Source organism: Rhodoglobus sp. (assembly GCF_053580035.1).
Genome location: NZ_JBMDVL010000003.1, coordinates 281,304 through 294,595, shown reverse-complemented (window position 1 = coordinate 294,595; position 13,292 = coordinate 281,304). Strand labels below are relative to the sequence as shown.

The following is a 13,292-nucleotide window of genomic DNA, read 5'->3' as shown; positions in this document are numbered from 1 at the left end:
AGCATCAGGGTTCGATCGCGACGATCGAGATGGGTGCCAGGCAGTATGTTGCCGGCCTCGGCAGATTCTTAGAGGTCGACCCGGTTGAGGGTGGGGTTACTAATGCTTATGACTACCCGGCTGACCCGATCAACCAACTTGATCTGAGCGGCGAGTTTTGGGGATCGATCGATTGGAACGTCGTTGGCGATGTCGCCGACATCGTCGCTGGAGGTCTAGCGGTTGCTGCAATCTTTGGTTGCGTTGCATGCGGCGTCGTGTCGGCAGGAATATCTGCAGTCAAGGGGATCGTCCGGTTGGTCTCCGGGGACGTCGGTGGTTTAGAAGACATCGCGGTTGCCGCTACTCTGAGCGTGGGCAAAGCTCGTCAGCTGGCAAACTCGGGCATCAAAGCAGCAAGGGTGAATAATATCGCTCGGTGGGACCGCGGGAAACCCGCGAACAGAGCTGTTATCAGGCAAATCAAAAGCCAACACAGCAGGTTTAATCGGGACGTAATTCGCCCTTACAATTTAGGAACCAGAGTTTACGGATATGTCGCGACTTGGCAGTCTTTGGATCGGATTATGCACAAGTACGGTGGGAGGCTGGCACGATGAGTGCTTGGTTCAGCTTCTTTCTCCGAAGTGGCGGTCCGGTTCTGTTCCTTGTCGGGCTGATTCTCTTTTTGGTGACCGATGGCACTGTGGTTTACCGACTCTTCTTGTTGGCGGTTGTTTCCAGCCTTGCTATCGCGGGTTCGATATTTCAGTTCTACCGGCTCAAGAGGAAGGATCTTTTGCTGATTGCGAGCGAATCGATAAAGCGCGCCAAACGGAGCATCTCCGACGCGGACACTTTTGACGCTTCTCGTCCGATCATTGGGGTGGTCAACCGGAGCCACACCAGAGCGGATTATGTTCTCGTGCGGCTTAAAAACGATGAGTTTGGATCGGCGGGCTACGAGGTCGCAGAGGGAAGATTTCCATGGAGAACATTGCACGAATCGGAAGGATTGTCAGCAGAAGAGCTGCGATCAGAATTGCGGGAGCTCAGCGCGAAATTCATCTCCCAAGGGAAATTTTCCGATGAGCTCGCGAGGCGATATTTTCGCTCCTAACTTGTTGACACTTCATGCATTTCGAATGCGCTCGAGCTGAAATCTTAAACTTCTGATCGGCTTCCAGATGTTTGTATCGGGCGAGGTCGATAGTCGTTCGTGGTCTGCACGGTTCAGTCGTTGGTTCGGTGCGAAGTGACCTCCATTGCGAAAACGCTAACTCGGCAAGCCCTGCTGATGTGATTTCGTGTGGAATAGTCATCACTATTCAATAGAGAGGCGACCTCGATGTGGCGATCCGCAGACGGCAGGATGAATTCCGTAGCTGTGCCCGCCGATATTGAAGAACTGAGCAATCTCAGACGCTACCTACTTGGGCTTAGCCCAGAGGACCGGGATCTGCTCTGCGACGAGTTATTTGAGCTCGATCCGTCTATCGGTCTGGAGATCGAGTTGTCTCCTTTCGACGAGGCTGTCGAGGAAACATTCTTCGCGGTGCAAATATCTCTTGACTACCTCGCTGATCTCGACAGGGAGCGTCTACTCGGCGCCCACCGTGAGACTGAATTGAGCGAGATCGACGTCCGGTGGCGGTTAGACGTAACCGGGGTAGTCCAGCACGTCATCGTGGAACTGGAGTCTGATGTTCCTCCCGCGGAGTAGATCTCGGGAGAGCCAGGAGTCGGGTTCGGGACGAGCCGCTAGATCTAAAGGACACGCATGCTAGCGGGGACTCACGGACCGGATTTGCCAGCCAGCGATCGAGTTTCTCTGTTGCCTGGCTTGTCAGCGCTTCGCCTCCACAGGCATCAGAACGCTATCGCGGGAGTGGCACTCCTTATGATGGTGGTGTCTGGCATCTTTGGGTTTGTTGGCACTCAAGGGAACACCGTCTTGCTGTATATCGCGCTTCCTTTCTTCGGACTAAGCGTCGTTGTTGTGAAGTGGGTGTCACTCTATGGAAGTCTGCGTGTGGATCGCAGAGCAGTGCTGGAAGCCGAAGCGGGTTACAACACGATCAGTCAGCTGAGATACGAGTTGCCATTGGTCGACGATCGAACAGGCTACGTGCTGCGAGGGGCCTCGAAAACGAATCGTGGCGACCATCCGTGAGACGGCAAGCCAAAAGTTGACACAATTTCCGGGATGGAGCTGGACTTCGAGACTGTGGGCGGGCGCCTTCGTTATGGTGTGAAGGTGGCGGTGCGGGATGTTCTGTAGGAGTGGGATGGTCATGGACGGACTAACGCTAGCTGCTGGGGCTCCCATGCCGGCAACTAATGCCCAAGGGTTTCTCTTTCTTGGCGTGATACTTCTGGTTGCCGCCACATACACTTGGATCCAGCGAGAAACTTACGCGCGCAAAAGTCGCGAGCGTTTCGAGAAATTGGGTTGGACTTGGTTCGCGCGCCGGATGCCCGACCGTAGGTGGCACCGGATATCAGTTGTCTTCGCGGTGGTCGGGGGCGCGTTGGGGATGCTGTCTCTCCTGGCCGGCGTTGTGTTTGTCTTCTTGAGCATCTAGCAAGGGCTATCGCGATGCGCTAAGGAGGCCGCCGTTGTTCGACCGGCGGAAGCCCTACCCCCACAGCAACTCCGGGCAGCGTCCGCGAACAGCACAGCAAATGCTGGTGCCGGGCTTTTGATAGCTATAGCCATCAAAACTTGTTATATTGGCATCTATAGCTATCAAAAAAGGGGGCGCCATGGTGCAGCGAGACTCATCCCAGCACAAGCGACTACTGAGGGACTTCGGCGCCAACCTCCAGCGGTGGCGCAAGGTGAACGGTCTGACCGCGGTACAGGTTGCCGAGCGCGCATTTATCACCCGCGAAACACTTCGAAATATAGAGAACGGTACCGGCACCGCGCGCATGGACTCGATGTTTGCCGTGCTCGCCGTATTGGGCGTCGAAGGCATCATCGTGGACGCGGCGGACCCCTACAACAACAATGCCGGGCGAAGCCGAATTGACGACATTCTCCGCGGCGGCGGCAGCATATGAAACCCTCGGACATCATCGAAGTCGCAATCGGAGGCGGAGCCTCGCCCACAACGGTCGGCATCCTCCGCCCGTCCTTCCAAGGTGGCCGATCTCTCGCCAGCTCCTCGTTCGAATACACCTCAGAATATCTAGGATCAGGGAACGCTGCCACGCTGTCACCCGACCTCCCGCTGATAACAGGACGCATCTTCACTCCCGCGAATAAGACGCTCTTTGGTGTCTTCTCCGACGCCTCCCCAGATGAATGGGGCCAGAAGGTGATCGAAGCCAACAGGGTCATCCTTCGGAAGAGGAACCCCGAACTCCCGAGAGTACTGGGCGAGTTCGACTACCTGATGGGCGTATCCGACGCGACCAGAATGGGAGATATCCGGCTTCGATTCGCGGACGGCCCGTGGCAGGCTCCCGACCATGGGATCGCAAACATCCACAACTTGAACAAAATTGTCGAGGTTGCCGCGCGATACGACAACAACGAGGCAACCGACGAAGACATCGCCTATTTGAATGACATCGCCACGAGCCCCGGCGGTGCCCGTCCCAAAGCGAACGTAGTGACGAAGAAGGGGCGCTTAGCTATCGCGAAGCTCCCGCACTCAAAAGATCGCAACCTCGATGTCGAAGCGTGGGAGGCTGTCGCCTTGACAATCGCGAGCTCCGTAGACATCCACACCCCGCAATTCCAACTCGTTCAGACGCCTAACGGAAAGTCGGTGCTGGTCGTTGAACGATTTGACCGCACCGAGCCACGCTCCCGAAGAGGATACATTTCGGGCGCAACAGCGCTCGGAATCGGTGCCAATGACACGAGCACCCGCACCTATGAGGATTTTGCCGATGCGATCGGCAGCCTGTCGACAGACCCAAGCGCTGACCTGCGCGAAATGTTTTCCCGCGTAGCGCTGACCGTGCTCATCAACAATGTCGACGACCATTGGCGCAACCACGGGTTCCTGCGTGACGGCGGTGGCTGGCGGTTGGCTCCCGCATTCGACATCAACCCCAGCCCACACCGCGGCTCCATCAACTCCCGAGCCATCAATGCTGACGACGATCCGCGGGAGCGAGATATCAGGAACCTGATCAGCAGTTCCGCAACATACGGACTCTCGTCGGCGGAGGCAGCGGAATCAGTTTTTCGGATCGCGACCGCAGTCGAGAAATGGCGCGATGTAGCCGCAACCTATGGGTTGCCCGCATCCCAGACCGATCTGATTAGTCAGGCCTTCGACCAGAAACAGCTCGAGAGGGCGAAGTCGATTCGAGCCGCATTCCCGCCAACGACGATTCCGATGGCTGCCCGTAACGCCGGGGCGATTCTGGTGAAAGCCCACACCCGAAACGGCGCCGCTGTGGCAGAGCATTGGCGTAAGCCTCGATAAGACTGAATATGATCCGGTCGGCGCCTCGGCGCCTGACCAACCCTCACTAGCGGCCAGCACCATGGGCTGACCCGCTCTGCCGACAGCGACCAACGGGCGGTCGATTACTAGACGCGCGAGTTGGCAGAAGTAATATCAACCGCAACCCCTGGCGGCGTCTCCACGAGCAACCCGGTCCCCGCGAACGCGGCTTCGAGGTCGGAACGGGTTTCGGTGAAGTGTTCCCACCCTTCGGTGTGGAGGCCGACCACATGGTCAACGCCCAGAATGCGGGCTGCTTCTGCGGCATCCGCCGACGTTAAAGTAAGGGGGCTGTTGATGGCGGAGATGCGGGCAGCGCCCGCGAACAGCACGGCGATGCTGATGTCAGGGAAACGGTCGGCGATCTGCTGCACGAGCGGCAGGGAAGCGTTGTCACCGCTGACGTAGATGGTCGGCTCGTCCTCGGCCTGCAGCACAAAACCGGTGACCGGGCCAACGAGAGCTTCAGCACCGGGAGGGCCGTGCAGTGCGGGCACCGCGGTGACGGTGACGGCACCTACTCCGACGGTTTCCCACGAGTCGAGACCAACAACGCCGCCGCCGAAGAGGTCAGAGCCCGCCTTCATGGTGCTGATCGTCAGCACGCCCGTGGCGAGAAGTTCGAGTCCCTCGTAGTCGAGGTTGTCTTGGTGTTCGTGATGCGACAACAACACGAGATCGACAGCGCCAACATCCGCTCGGCTCAGTGCCGGACCCGCTGTCTTGGTGAGCGGCACACCGCCCTCGTCGGGGTAGAGCTGCGGGGCATCGAAGGTGGGATCAGTCACGATGCGCAATCCCGCATATTCGAGCAACGCGGTGGGGCCGCCAATGTAGGTCACGGTCAACTTCGACATACTCTGAGACTATGCCCAATCGTCTGGAAACTGCTGCGAGCCCGTACCTGAGATCACACGCCACCAATCCGGTGGACTGGTGGGAGTGGTCTGCCGAAGCTTTTGCCGAAGCGAAACGCCGCGATGTGCCCGTGTTGGTCTCCATCGGCTACTCCACGTGTCACTGGTGTCACGTGATGGCCCGCGAATCTTTCAGCGACCCCGTGTTGGCCGCCTACCTCAACGAGAACTTTGTGGCGATCAAAGTCGACCGCGAAGAGCACGCCGAAGTGGACTCCACCTATCTGGCGGCGGCATCCGCCTTCACGCCCAACCTGGGCTGGCCCCTCAACGTGTTCGTCACGCCCGCGGGGCGAGCGTTCTTTGCCGGCACCTACTGGCCGCCGACCGCTGTGGGGCAGCATCCGGCATTTCGACAAGTGCTCGAATCGGTGACGGATGCGTGGACGGCGCGGCGTGAGCAAGTGGAGACGAGCGGAGCCGCGATTGCTCAGGCGCTCGCGCAGAGCCGCGGTGTGGAGAGTGAACTCGTCACCGACTTTGCTGACGTGATCGATGCGCTCGCTGCCGCCGAAGACCTCGAACACGGCGGATTTGGTGACGCCCCCAAATTCCCGGTCACGCCGGTGCTGCGCTTCCTTCTCGATCGCGGCGCCCGCTCCGCGGAACACTCGCCCGAGGCAGCCGGCCTCGCCGACCGCACGCTGACGGCGATGGCGGCATCCGCCCTGCGCGACCCGGTCGACGGCGGCTTCTTCCGCTACTCCACCCAGGCTGACTGGACCGACCCACACTACGAACGCATGCTCTACGACAACGCCCAACTGCTCGCCGCGTATGCGCTCGCCGACTCGGCTGAGGTCGCGACGGGCGTCGCTGAGTTCTTGCGCGACAAACTGCTGCTGCCCTCTGGCGCGTTCGCATCGGGCCTCGACTCCGAAAGCACCGTCGACGGCAAACGTGTTGAAGGCTTCTACTATTCGCTGGATGCCGCGAGCCGCGCCCGCGTCGAAGCCCCGCCCCGCGACGACAAGATCCTCACCGGTTGGAATGGTCTTGCCATCGAAGCTCTCGCCTTGGCCGGCGCTCGTCATGGCAACCCCGAGTGGATCGTGCTGGCCCGCGGTGCCGCCGACTTCTTGCTTGCTGAGCACGTGCGTGGTGGGGGTTCGGGTGCGGACGCAGCGGTTGGGCGGCTCGTGCGCACCTCGATCGACGGCATCCTCTCTGGCGCAGCAGCAACCCTCGAAGACAGCGGGATGCTCGCCCAGGGACTGCTCGAACTCTCGATCGCTACCGGCGAGGTTCGCTACGCGCTCGCCGCCCGCGCCCTCATCGACGGCGCACTCGCCGCGGGCGCGGCAGGTTCGGGAAGCTCACCCTTCGGCCTCCCCGGCGGCAGTGACTCTGTGCTCGCCGCGCAGGGCCTCTCCACCGAAGCCGACATCAGCGACGGAGCCCACCCCAGTGGCCTCAGCGCCATGGCCGCCGCCGCCCACACCCTCTTCGCTCTCACCGGCGACGCCCAGTACAGGGATGCCGCTGAGGCTTCCATGAAGTTGGTCGGCCAACTCGCAGCCCAGCAACCGATCTCGTTCGGAACCGCCCTCACCCTCATGTCGGAGCTCGGCGCACCCCTGCGCCAGCTCGTCGTCGTGACCGGGGATGAGGCGGGCGACGAGCTCACGATTCTGGCCCGCACGCTGCACCGCGCTGGCGGCATTGGTGTCGCGGTCTCGCAGGCTCAGGCAGACGCTTTTGCGGCATCCGGTTTCGAGCTGTTTGCTGCACGCACCGCGACCGGCGGCGCACCGACGGCGTACCTGTGCGAAGAGTTTGTGTGCCGCCTGCCGCTCACGGATGCGCCCGCGTTGGAGGCGCTGCTGAGCGCGAACTAGCGGTTGTAGACGTCGCGCCGATGCCCGAGGGTGACGACAACGACGAGCAGCACGTCATCCTGAATTGTGTAGACGATGCGATAGTCGCCGATGCGCACGCGAAAACCAGGCCGCCCGTGAAGCGCCTTGGCGCCCGGAGGCCGTGGGTCGTGGCCCAGGAGGGCGATTGCGCCACGGATTCGGTCGCGATGCTCATAGTCAGCTCGCTTAAGGGCGCGCGCCGCGGCGGGCGTGACCTCGATGCGGTAGGCCACTACCAGCCCAGATCGGCCTTGACCTGATCCCAGGGAATGTTCGGCCCCTCATTGGCCATTGCTTCGTCAAAGGCGGCAACGTCCTCAGCATCTTCTAGCGCATCCATCATGCGCTCATACTGCTCCGGACTCACGACAACGGCAGCACGCTGCCCGCGGCGCTCGATAAAAACAGCTTCGTGCTCTGACGTGGCGATGACCTCGGAGAAGTTCTTGCGGGCGTCAGCGATGCTGGTGGTCGACATGCGACAATTGTACGTTTCAACTGCCAAAATGTACATTGCGAGTCGCGGTCGATGCGATAGCAGCGACTATCTGGAGAAGCTTTTCGGCGCTGAACTCTTGGGGGCGACGCACAACATCGATCGCGGCTCCCTGGATGAGAGCGATGAGTGTCGATCGGAACGCTTCGGGGGCAAGGCCCTGCTCGTGAGCGAATCGGTTTGTGATCGGCTCCATGGTGTCGGCGTAGCGGCTCAGGCCGGTGTTGAGTTCGTCACGAAACTCCGTGCTCTGACGGAAGAAGTAGAACTGAAAAAGAAGATCGACGTCGTCGCGTTGAGTGTGCAGACCTTCCAGTTCAGTGGCCACCATCTGAAACAGGGCGACGTCTGCTGGCAATTCGCTGCCGAAACCATTTTCGGGGCCGTCGAGAGTTGTGGAGAGCAGTCGCGCAAGCAAAGCGTGCAGGAGTCCGTCTTTGGATTCAAAGTAGAAGTAGATGAGGCCGTTCGAGAGGTCGGCTTCAGCGGCAACTGTGCGAGCCGAGACAGTTTCTAGCCCGCTACGGATCGCCACGGTTTTTGCGGCGGCGAGAATGTCGTCGCGCCGCTCGATCTCTGGTTTCTTTACTCCGACCACGCTTCAAGCTTAGCTATTGCAATCTATTGACCAAACGGTCAATATTGGTATTGCGGGTCCGCAGTGGTGCTGAAGGAGAAGAAGAGTGACTCATCCTTTGAAGAATGAAACCGTTTTGATCACCGGCGGCGGAAGCGGCATCGGGCGACTTCTGGCCCTCGGCGCTGCGGAACGCGGAGCCAGGGTCGTGGTGTGGGATCTGTCGGCGGCCGCGGCCGAGAGCGTGTGTCAGGAGATCATTGGCGCGGGTCATCACGCCAAGGCCTTCACCGTCGATGTGTCTGACCGGGCCGCGGTCAAGGCCTCCGCGAAGAAAACGGGCCCGGTGGATGTTGTGATCAACAACGCTGGAGTCGTCACAGGCAAGAACCTTCTTGATGCGTCCGACGATGCGATTGAGCGCACGATTCGGGTGAACACGCTTGCTCTGTTCTGGGTCACTCGCGCGTTCCTCGGGAACATGATCGCCAACCGTCACGGCACCGTCGTCACCATCTCCAGTGCCGCCGGACTTGTCGGAGTAGCTAAGCAAACCGACTATTCCGCGAGTAAATTCGGGGCTCTCGGATTCGCCGAATCACTTCGGGTGGAACTATCGAAAGCAAACACCGGAGTTAACTCGCTGGTCGTGTGCCCGTACTTCGTCAGCACCGGAATGTTTGAGGGTGTGCAAACCAAATACCCTCTGCTGTTGCCTATCCTGACTCCCGAATATGTAGTTCAGAAAACGCTGACAGCGATCGAGAAGGGCCGACACCAGTTGATCATGCCCCGGTTCGTAAATCTTTTATCGCCAGCCCGGGTGCTTCCGGTCCGCTGGTTCGACAAACTCATGAATCAGCTTGGTGTGAACAACACCATGGACCATTTCGTCGGGCGCTAGCTGAGCCCCAATGCGGTGCGCACGTGCACGTATTGCGTGAGGAAGGCGCGTTCGTCGAGGCGTTTGCGGCGCATCCACGACGTCACTTCGCTGTTGCTTTTGCTGGCGTTGCACGAACCGCAGGCGGGAACGACGTTGCCGACGGTGTAGCTGCCGCCGCGGGAGATCGGCTGCACGCAGTCTTTCTGGAGTGCAGAGTCGGTGGCGGTGCAATAGGCGCAGCCGCCCCATTCGCGCTTGAGTTCTTCCCACTGCTCGGCGGTGAGATCGTTGTCGGCGGCATCAACCCGACGTTTGCGGCGTCGTGCGGCGCGAGCGCTTCGAGTCTGAGCCACAGCCATACCGCTAAGTTAGTGCACTGCTGGTGCGCTGCGGCAGCGACTGGCGTGGGCCGGGCAATGATCCCTCGCTAACGCCCAGCGCGACGCGACGAGATAACCCCGGTGTCGAAGCCCATCAGATTGAGTCCACCATTGAAGCGCGCGTGCTCGACCTTGAGGCAACGGTCCATGACCACGGTGAGCCCCTGCGACTCACCATAAACAGCGGCTTCTTCGTTCCAGATGCCCAGTTGCACCCACACAGTCTTTGCGCCGATTGCGAGCGCATCTTCGATGACGCTGGGGATGTCGCTGGCTTTGCGAAAGACATCCACAATGTCGGGCACTTCGGGCAGCGACGCCAGATCGGGATACGCCTTCTCGCCGAGGATCGTGTCGGCGTTAGGGTTCACAAAGTACACGCGGTAATCCGTCGACTGCAACAGGTAGGTGCCCACGAAGTAGCTCGACCGCGCGGGGTTCGGTGAGGCTCCGACTATCGCGATCGACTTAGCCGCGCGAAGAATGGCGGCACGCTTTTTGGCATCCGGGCCCACCCAGGTTCGCTGCGACTTGAGCAGTTTGGCGAGAGGCGAACTGGCGGGCAGGTCGCACGTGAGCCCGTTGCTGAGCTGGGTGGTCTGCAGTTCTTCGGTCGACATCCTTAGCCCTTCGTCGCTGCGGTCAGCGCCTGGTCGAGGTCAGCGATGATGTCTTCTGGGTCTTCGATTCCCACACTGATGCGAACCACACCGGGCAGTACGCCGGCATCGACCAGCTGCTGCTCGGTGAGCTGCGCGTGCGTTGTCGAAGCGGGATGAATCACGAGCGTCTTCGCGTCACCAATGTTGGCGAGATGGCTGGCCAGCTCGACGCTCTCGATGAACGTCTGGCCGACAGCGCGGCCACCCTTCACCTCAAAGGAGAAGACCGAACCGGCACCCTTGGGCAAATACTTCTGGGCCCGTTCGAAGTGTGGATGCCCCGGAAGTCCAGCCCAGTACACCTTCTCGATACGCGAGTCGGCCTCGAGCCACTCCGCGACGATGCGTGCGTTGTCGACGTGGGCTTGCATCCGGAAGGGAAGAGTCTCAACGCCAGTCGCGAGCAACCACGCCGAGTGCGGTGACAGGGCCGGTCCGATGTCGCGAAGCTGCTCAGCGCGCAAGCGAGTGAGGAAGGCGTACTCGCCAAAGTTTCCGCTCCAGTTGAGGCCGCCATAGCTCGGCACGGTCTCATCGAAGAGCGGGAAGCGATCGGTGGCCCAGTCGAAACGTCCACTCTCGACGACAACACCACCGAGGGTCGTGCCAGCGCCTCCCAGAAACTTCGTCGCCGAATGCGTCACGATATCGGCACCCCACTCGATGGGCCGGTTCAGATACGGAGTCGCCACCGTCGAGTCGATAATCAGCGGCAGATTGTGGGCATGAGCAACCTCGGCCAAACCCTCAATGTCGGCAATCTCGCCGGACGGATTCGCAATGGTTTCCGCAAAGATCAGCTTCGTCTTGTCCGTAATCGCCGCCGCATAGTCGGCAGGGTCGGCCGAGCGCACGAACGTCGTGTCGACGCCAAAACGGCGCAGTGTGACATCCAACTGAGTAATAGAGCCGCCATAAAGGTTGGCACTTGAGACAATGTGATCGCCGGCACCCGCCAGCGACGCGAAGGTGATGAACTGCGCGCTCAGCCCGCTGCCGGTCGCAACAGCGCCGAGTCCGCCCTCCAGAGACGCGACCCGTTCCTCGAAGCTCGCGACCGTCGGGTTAGCAAGCCGGGAATAGATGTTGCCGTACTTCTGTAGAGCAAAGCGGGCGGCGGCATCCGCGGTGTCATCAAAGACATACGCACTCGTCTGGTAGATCGGCAGAGCACGAGAGCCCGTTGTCGCATCGGGGATATTTCCCGCGTGAATTGCGCGCGTGCGAAAACCATAGTTGCGGTCGGAACCACCCTCATCAGCCATAGCCACAGGCTACCTAACCGGATGCCGTCAGCGGACTTTCGGCGTAACAGAACGCCACGAAACGACTCGGCTTCGACCTCGGAGGGCCGAACCCGCGCTCGACTACACCCAGGTCGGCAACCACCAGCGCAGCCGCAGCAGGTCATAGTCGATCGTCTGACCGGTCCAGAGTGGCCAGAAGAAGACACTGACCGCGATGGCGACAACCACAAACACGGCAACAACACCGAGGCCGCTTGTGCGTCGATAGCGGTCGTCATCGGGTCTGCCGAGGATCACCCCCAGTGCGGCCACGAGCGCCAAAATCAGGTACGGCTCGAACACGATTGTGTAGAACTGAAAAACGGTGCGGTTCAGATAGAGCAACCACGGCAGGTAGCCCGCGGCGACACCCATCAGAATGAAGCCGGTCTGCCACTGGCGGTAGCAAACCAGTCGGTACACAAGGTAGAGGACGGCCGCGGTTGCCGCCCACCAGATGATGGGGTTGGCGATTCCGGAGATCGAGGCGCCGCAGGCATCTGCGAGACAGCCATCATCGCCGCGCGCAATGCTTTCGTAAAACATGCTCGTCGGGCGGATGAGCAGCAACCACGTCAACGGGTTCGCTTGATAGGGGTGGGGTCGGCTCTCGCCGACGTGATAGCTGTACACGCTCGACTGAAAATGCCAGAGGCTTTGGAGGTCGAGGGGCACCCAGCTGAAAATGCCCGTCCACGCGTTTCCGTCGGTTTCGGCCCACGAACGGTCGTAGCCATTGTCGCTGAGGAACCAGCCGGTCCACGATGCGAGATACACGAGCAGAGCAACCGGAACGGTTAACAAGAAACTCACCGGAGCCTGCTTGAAGAGGGTGCCGGAGCCCCAGAAGCTGATGCCAGCGCGGCGGCGAGCCAGAGCATCCACCACCAGACTGTAGACAGCGAAAGCGGCCAAGAAGTAGAGGCCGTTCCACTTGACGGCGGCAGCGAGACCGAAGGCTACGGCGGCAAGCATGAGCCACGGTCGCCACCACAGGGCGGGGCCCCATTCTGTTGCTGCTCCACGTGCACCGCGACGGCTGATCCACAGCGCCAGCCGGGTTGCAGAGTGCTCGCGATCGAGCAGCATTGCGCCCACCCCGAGCAGCGCGAAGATCATCACAGAGTTGTCGAGTAGCGCGACGCGGCTCATCACAATCGCGTTGCCGTCGATCGCCATCAACAGTCCAGCGAGGGTCGCGAGCAGTGTGGAACCGAACAGTTTTTTGGCGATCAGCATGAGCACAATGACCGCAAGAATGCCCACGATGGCGGTTGCGATGCGCCACCCGAAAGGGTCTTCGCCTCCGCCCGGCAGCATGCCCAACCCGATCAACCATTTGCCGAGCGGCGGATGCACGACAAACGACGGGTCGTTCAAGAAGATGTTGACTTTGCCGCCATTGAACAAGGCATCGGCTTCGGCAGGCCACTGCGCCTCGTAGCCGAGGTTCACAAGAGTCCACGAATCCTTCACATAGAAGGTCTCATCAAAAACCAGCGACGACGGATGCCCGAGGCCCACCAATCGAGTGAACGCCGCGATTACCAGCACTATCGCCGGCCCAGCCCACCCGAGCCAGCGCTGGAGCAGGGGATTTCTCGCCGCCCACCAGTCATCGAGGCGGGAACCTTCATCGTGGTAGCGAGCGGTGTTCGACGGTGAGTTCGGGAGGGGCGACGACGGGGTGCCATCGCTGTCAGCAGAGTTGTCGGGGGCACTCGACAGCAGTTCGTCGAAGTCGCGCGGGATTCTCTGGCTCACCCCGCAATGTTACTGAG

The 13,292-nt window shown here is 60.6% G+C and carries 16 protein-coding genes; 8 read left to right on the top strand and 8 right to left on the bottom strand.

The genetic code is table 11. From position 1 onward, the window contains the following. From ACOH1Z_RS12295 to ACOH1Z_RS12270, 6 genes are all read left to right on the top strand, one after another. Positions 1-599: RHS repeat-associated core domain-containing protein (locus ACOH1Z_RS12295; RefSeq protein ID WP_449648782.1), on the top strand; the 599-nt coding region annotated here is incomplete at its 5' end. Then, positions 596-1,099, top strand: coding sequence for a hypothetical protein (locus ACOH1Z_RS12290; RefSeq protein ID WP_449648781.1), 504 nt, complete (start codon positions 596-598; stop codon positions 1,097-1,099). The genes ACOH1Z_RS12295 and ACOH1Z_RS12290, both read left to right, overlap by 4 nt. 252 nt (positions 1,100-1,351) lie before the next feature. Next, the gene (locus ACOH1Z_RS12285) at positions 1,352-1,702 is read left to right on the top strand and encodes a hypothetical protein (protein WP_449648780.1); all 351 of its coding nucleotides are present in this window, start codon (positions 1,352-1,354) and stop codon (positions 1,700-1,702) included. 571 nt (positions 1,703-2,273) lie between these two features. Beyond that, positions 2,274-2,564, top strand: a complete 291-nt coding sequence (locus ACOH1Z_RS12280; RefSeq protein WP_449648779.1) for a hypothetical protein — start codon at positions 2,274-2,276, stop codon at positions 2,562-2,564. A 181-nt stretch (positions 2,565-2,745) separates the two neighbouring features. Continuing rightward, positions 2,746-3,045, top strand: a complete 300-nt coding sequence (locus ACOH1Z_RS12275; protein WP_449648778.1) for a helix-turn-helix domain-containing protein — start codon at positions 2,746-2,748, stop codon at positions 3,043-3,045. Continuing rightward, a complete protein-coding gene (locus ACOH1Z_RS12270) occupies positions 3,042-4,427 on the top strand; it encodes a type II toxin-antitoxin system HipA family toxin (RefSeq protein WP_449648777.1) in 1,386 nt (461 codons plus the stop codon). Before ACOH1Z_RS12275 ends, ACOH1Z_RS12270 begins: the two co-directional genes overlap by 4 nt. A 107-nt stretch (positions 4,428-4,534) precedes the next feature. Here the strand turns inward: ACOH1Z_RS12270 and ACOH1Z_RS12265 are convergent, their stop codons facing one another. Beyond that, positions 4,535-5,305 carry an MBL fold metallo-hydrolase gene (locus ACOH1Z_RS12265; RefSeq protein WP_449648776.1) on the bottom strand — a complete coding sequence of 257 codons (771 nt, stop codon included), beginning with the start codon at positions 5,303-5,305 and terminating at the stop codon, positions 4,535-4,537. A gap of 11 nt (positions 5,306-5,316) precedes the next feature. Between ACOH1Z_RS12265 and ACOH1Z_RS12260 the strand changes: the two genes are divergently transcribed. Then, positions 5,317-7,203 (top strand): thioredoxin domain-containing protein, encoded by a 1,887-nt coding sequence (locus ACOH1Z_RS12260; protein WP_449648775.1) that lies wholly within the window; start codon positions 5,317-5,319, stop codon positions 7,201-7,203. On the opposite strand, the gene ACOH1Z_RS12255 is transcribed toward ACOH1Z_RS12260, so the two are convergent. The 3 genes from ACOH1Z_RS12255 to ACOH1Z_RS12245 are packed head-to-tail and all read right to left on the bottom strand — an operon-like array spanning position 7,200 to position 8,318. Continuing rightward, positions 7,200-7,457: a type II toxin-antitoxin system RelE family toxin gene (locus ACOH1Z_RS12255; RefSeq protein ID WP_449648774.1), complete on the bottom strand. Its 258-nt coding sequence runs from the start codon at positions 7,455-7,457 to the stop codon at positions 7,200-7,202. The two genes, ACOH1Z_RS12260 and ACOH1Z_RS12255, sit on opposite strands and share 4 nt — an antisense overlap. Next, positions 7,457-7,702: a type II toxin-antitoxin system Phd/YefM family antitoxin gene (locus ACOH1Z_RS12250; protein WP_449648773.1), complete on the bottom strand. Its 246-nt coding sequence runs from the start codon at positions 7,700-7,702 to the stop codon at positions 7,457-7,459. The genes ACOH1Z_RS12255 and ACOH1Z_RS12250 overlap by 1 nt, the downstream gene beginning before the upstream one ends. 16 nt (positions 7,703-7,718) lie before the next feature. After that, a complete protein-coding gene (locus ACOH1Z_RS12245; protein ID WP_449648772.1) occupies positions 7,719-8,318 on the bottom strand; it encodes a TetR/AcrR family transcriptional regulator in 600 nt (199 codons plus the stop codon). Positions 8,319-8,403: 85 nt separating this feature from the next. Here ACOH1Z_RS12245 and ACOH1Z_RS12240 point away from each other — a divergent pair, with 85 nt between their 5' ends. Beyond that, on the top strand, positions 8,404-9,201 hold the full coding sequence (locus tag ACOH1Z_RS12240) for an SDR family oxidoreductase (RefSeq protein WP_449648771.1): 798 nt from the start codon (positions 8,404-8,406) through the stop codon (positions 9,199-9,201). Here the strand turns inward: ACOH1Z_RS12240 and ACOH1Z_RS12235 are convergent. The 4 genes from ACOH1Z_RS12235 to ACOH1Z_RS12220 all read right to left on the bottom strand — a co-directional run bounded on the left by ACOH1Z_RS12235 (position 9,198) and on the right by ACOH1Z_RS12220 (position 13,275). Next, complete coding sequence (locus ACOH1Z_RS12235; protein WP_449648770.1) at positions 9,198-9,542, bottom strand: HNH endonuclease; 345 nt, start codon at positions 9,540-9,542, stop codon at positions 9,198-9,200. The two genes, ACOH1Z_RS12240 and ACOH1Z_RS12235, sit on opposite strands and share 4 nt — an antisense overlap. A 68-nt stretch (positions 9,543-9,610) precedes the next feature. Further along, the gene (locus tag ACOH1Z_RS12230) at positions 9,611-10,183 is read right to left on the bottom strand and encodes a CoA-binding protein (protein WP_449648769.1); all 573 of its coding nucleotides are present in this window, start codon (positions 10,181-10,183) and stop codon (positions 9,611-9,613) included. A 2-nt stretch (positions 10,184-10,185) separates the two neighbouring features. Continuing rightward, positions 10,186-11,490, bottom strand: a complete 1,305-nt coding sequence (locus ACOH1Z_RS12225) for an O-acetylhomoserine aminocarboxypropyltransferase/cysteine synthase family protein (protein WP_449648768.1) — start codon at positions 11,488-11,490, stop codon at positions 10,186-10,188. Between the two features lie 102 nt (positions 11,491-11,592). Then, a complete protein-coding gene (locus ACOH1Z_RS12220) occupies positions 11,593-13,275 on the bottom strand; it encodes a dolichyl-phosphate-mannose--protein mannosyltransferase (protein ID WP_449648767.1) in 1,683 nt (560 codons plus the stop codon). Between the last annotated feature and the right edge of the window lie 17 nt (positions 13,276-13,292).

Coding starts and splice junctions, on each gene's coding strand:
- ACOH1Z_RS12290 (WP_449648781.1), top strand. CDS start 596: ATGAGTGCTTGGTTCAGCTTCTTTCTCCGAAGTGGCGGTCCGGTTCTG.
- ACOH1Z_RS12285 (WP_449648780.1), top strand. CDS start 1,352: ATGAATTCCGTAGCTGTGCCCGCCGATATTGAAGAACTGAGCAATCTC.
- ACOH1Z_RS12280 (WP_449648779.1), top strand. CDS start 2,274: ATGGACGGACTAACGCTAGCTGCTGGGGCTCCCATGCCGGCAACTAAT.
- ACOH1Z_RS12275 (WP_449648778.1), top strand. CDS start 2,746: ATGGTGCAGCGAGACTCATCCCAGCACAAGCGACTACTGAGGGACTTC.
- ACOH1Z_RS12270 (WP_449648777.1), top strand. CDS start 3,042: ATGAAACCCTCGGACATCATCGAAGTCGCAATCGGAGGCGGAGCCTCG.
- ACOH1Z_RS12265 (WP_449648776.1), bottom strand. CDS start 5,305: ATGTCGAAGTTGACCGTGACCTACATTGGCGGCCCCACCGCGTTGCTC.
- ACOH1Z_RS12260 (WP_449648775.1), top strand. CDS start 5,317: ATGCCCAATCGTCTGGAAACTGCTGCGAGCCCGTACCTGAGATCACAC.
- ACOH1Z_RS12250 (WP_449648773.1), bottom strand. CDS start 7,702: ATGTCGACCACCAGCATCGCTGACGCCCGCAAGAACTTCTCCGAGGTC.
- ACOH1Z_RS12235 (WP_449648770.1), bottom strand. CDS start 9,542: ATGGCTGTGGCTCAGACTCGAAGCGCTCGCGCCGCACGACGCCGCAAA.
- ACOH1Z_RS12230 (WP_449648769.1), bottom strand. CDS start 10,183: ATGTCGACCGAAGAACTGCAGACCACCCAGCTCAGCAACGGGCTCACG.
- ACOH1Z_RS12225 (WP_449648768.1), bottom strand. CDS start 11,490: ATGGCTGATGAGGGTGGTTCCGACCGCAACTATGGTTTTCGCACGCGC.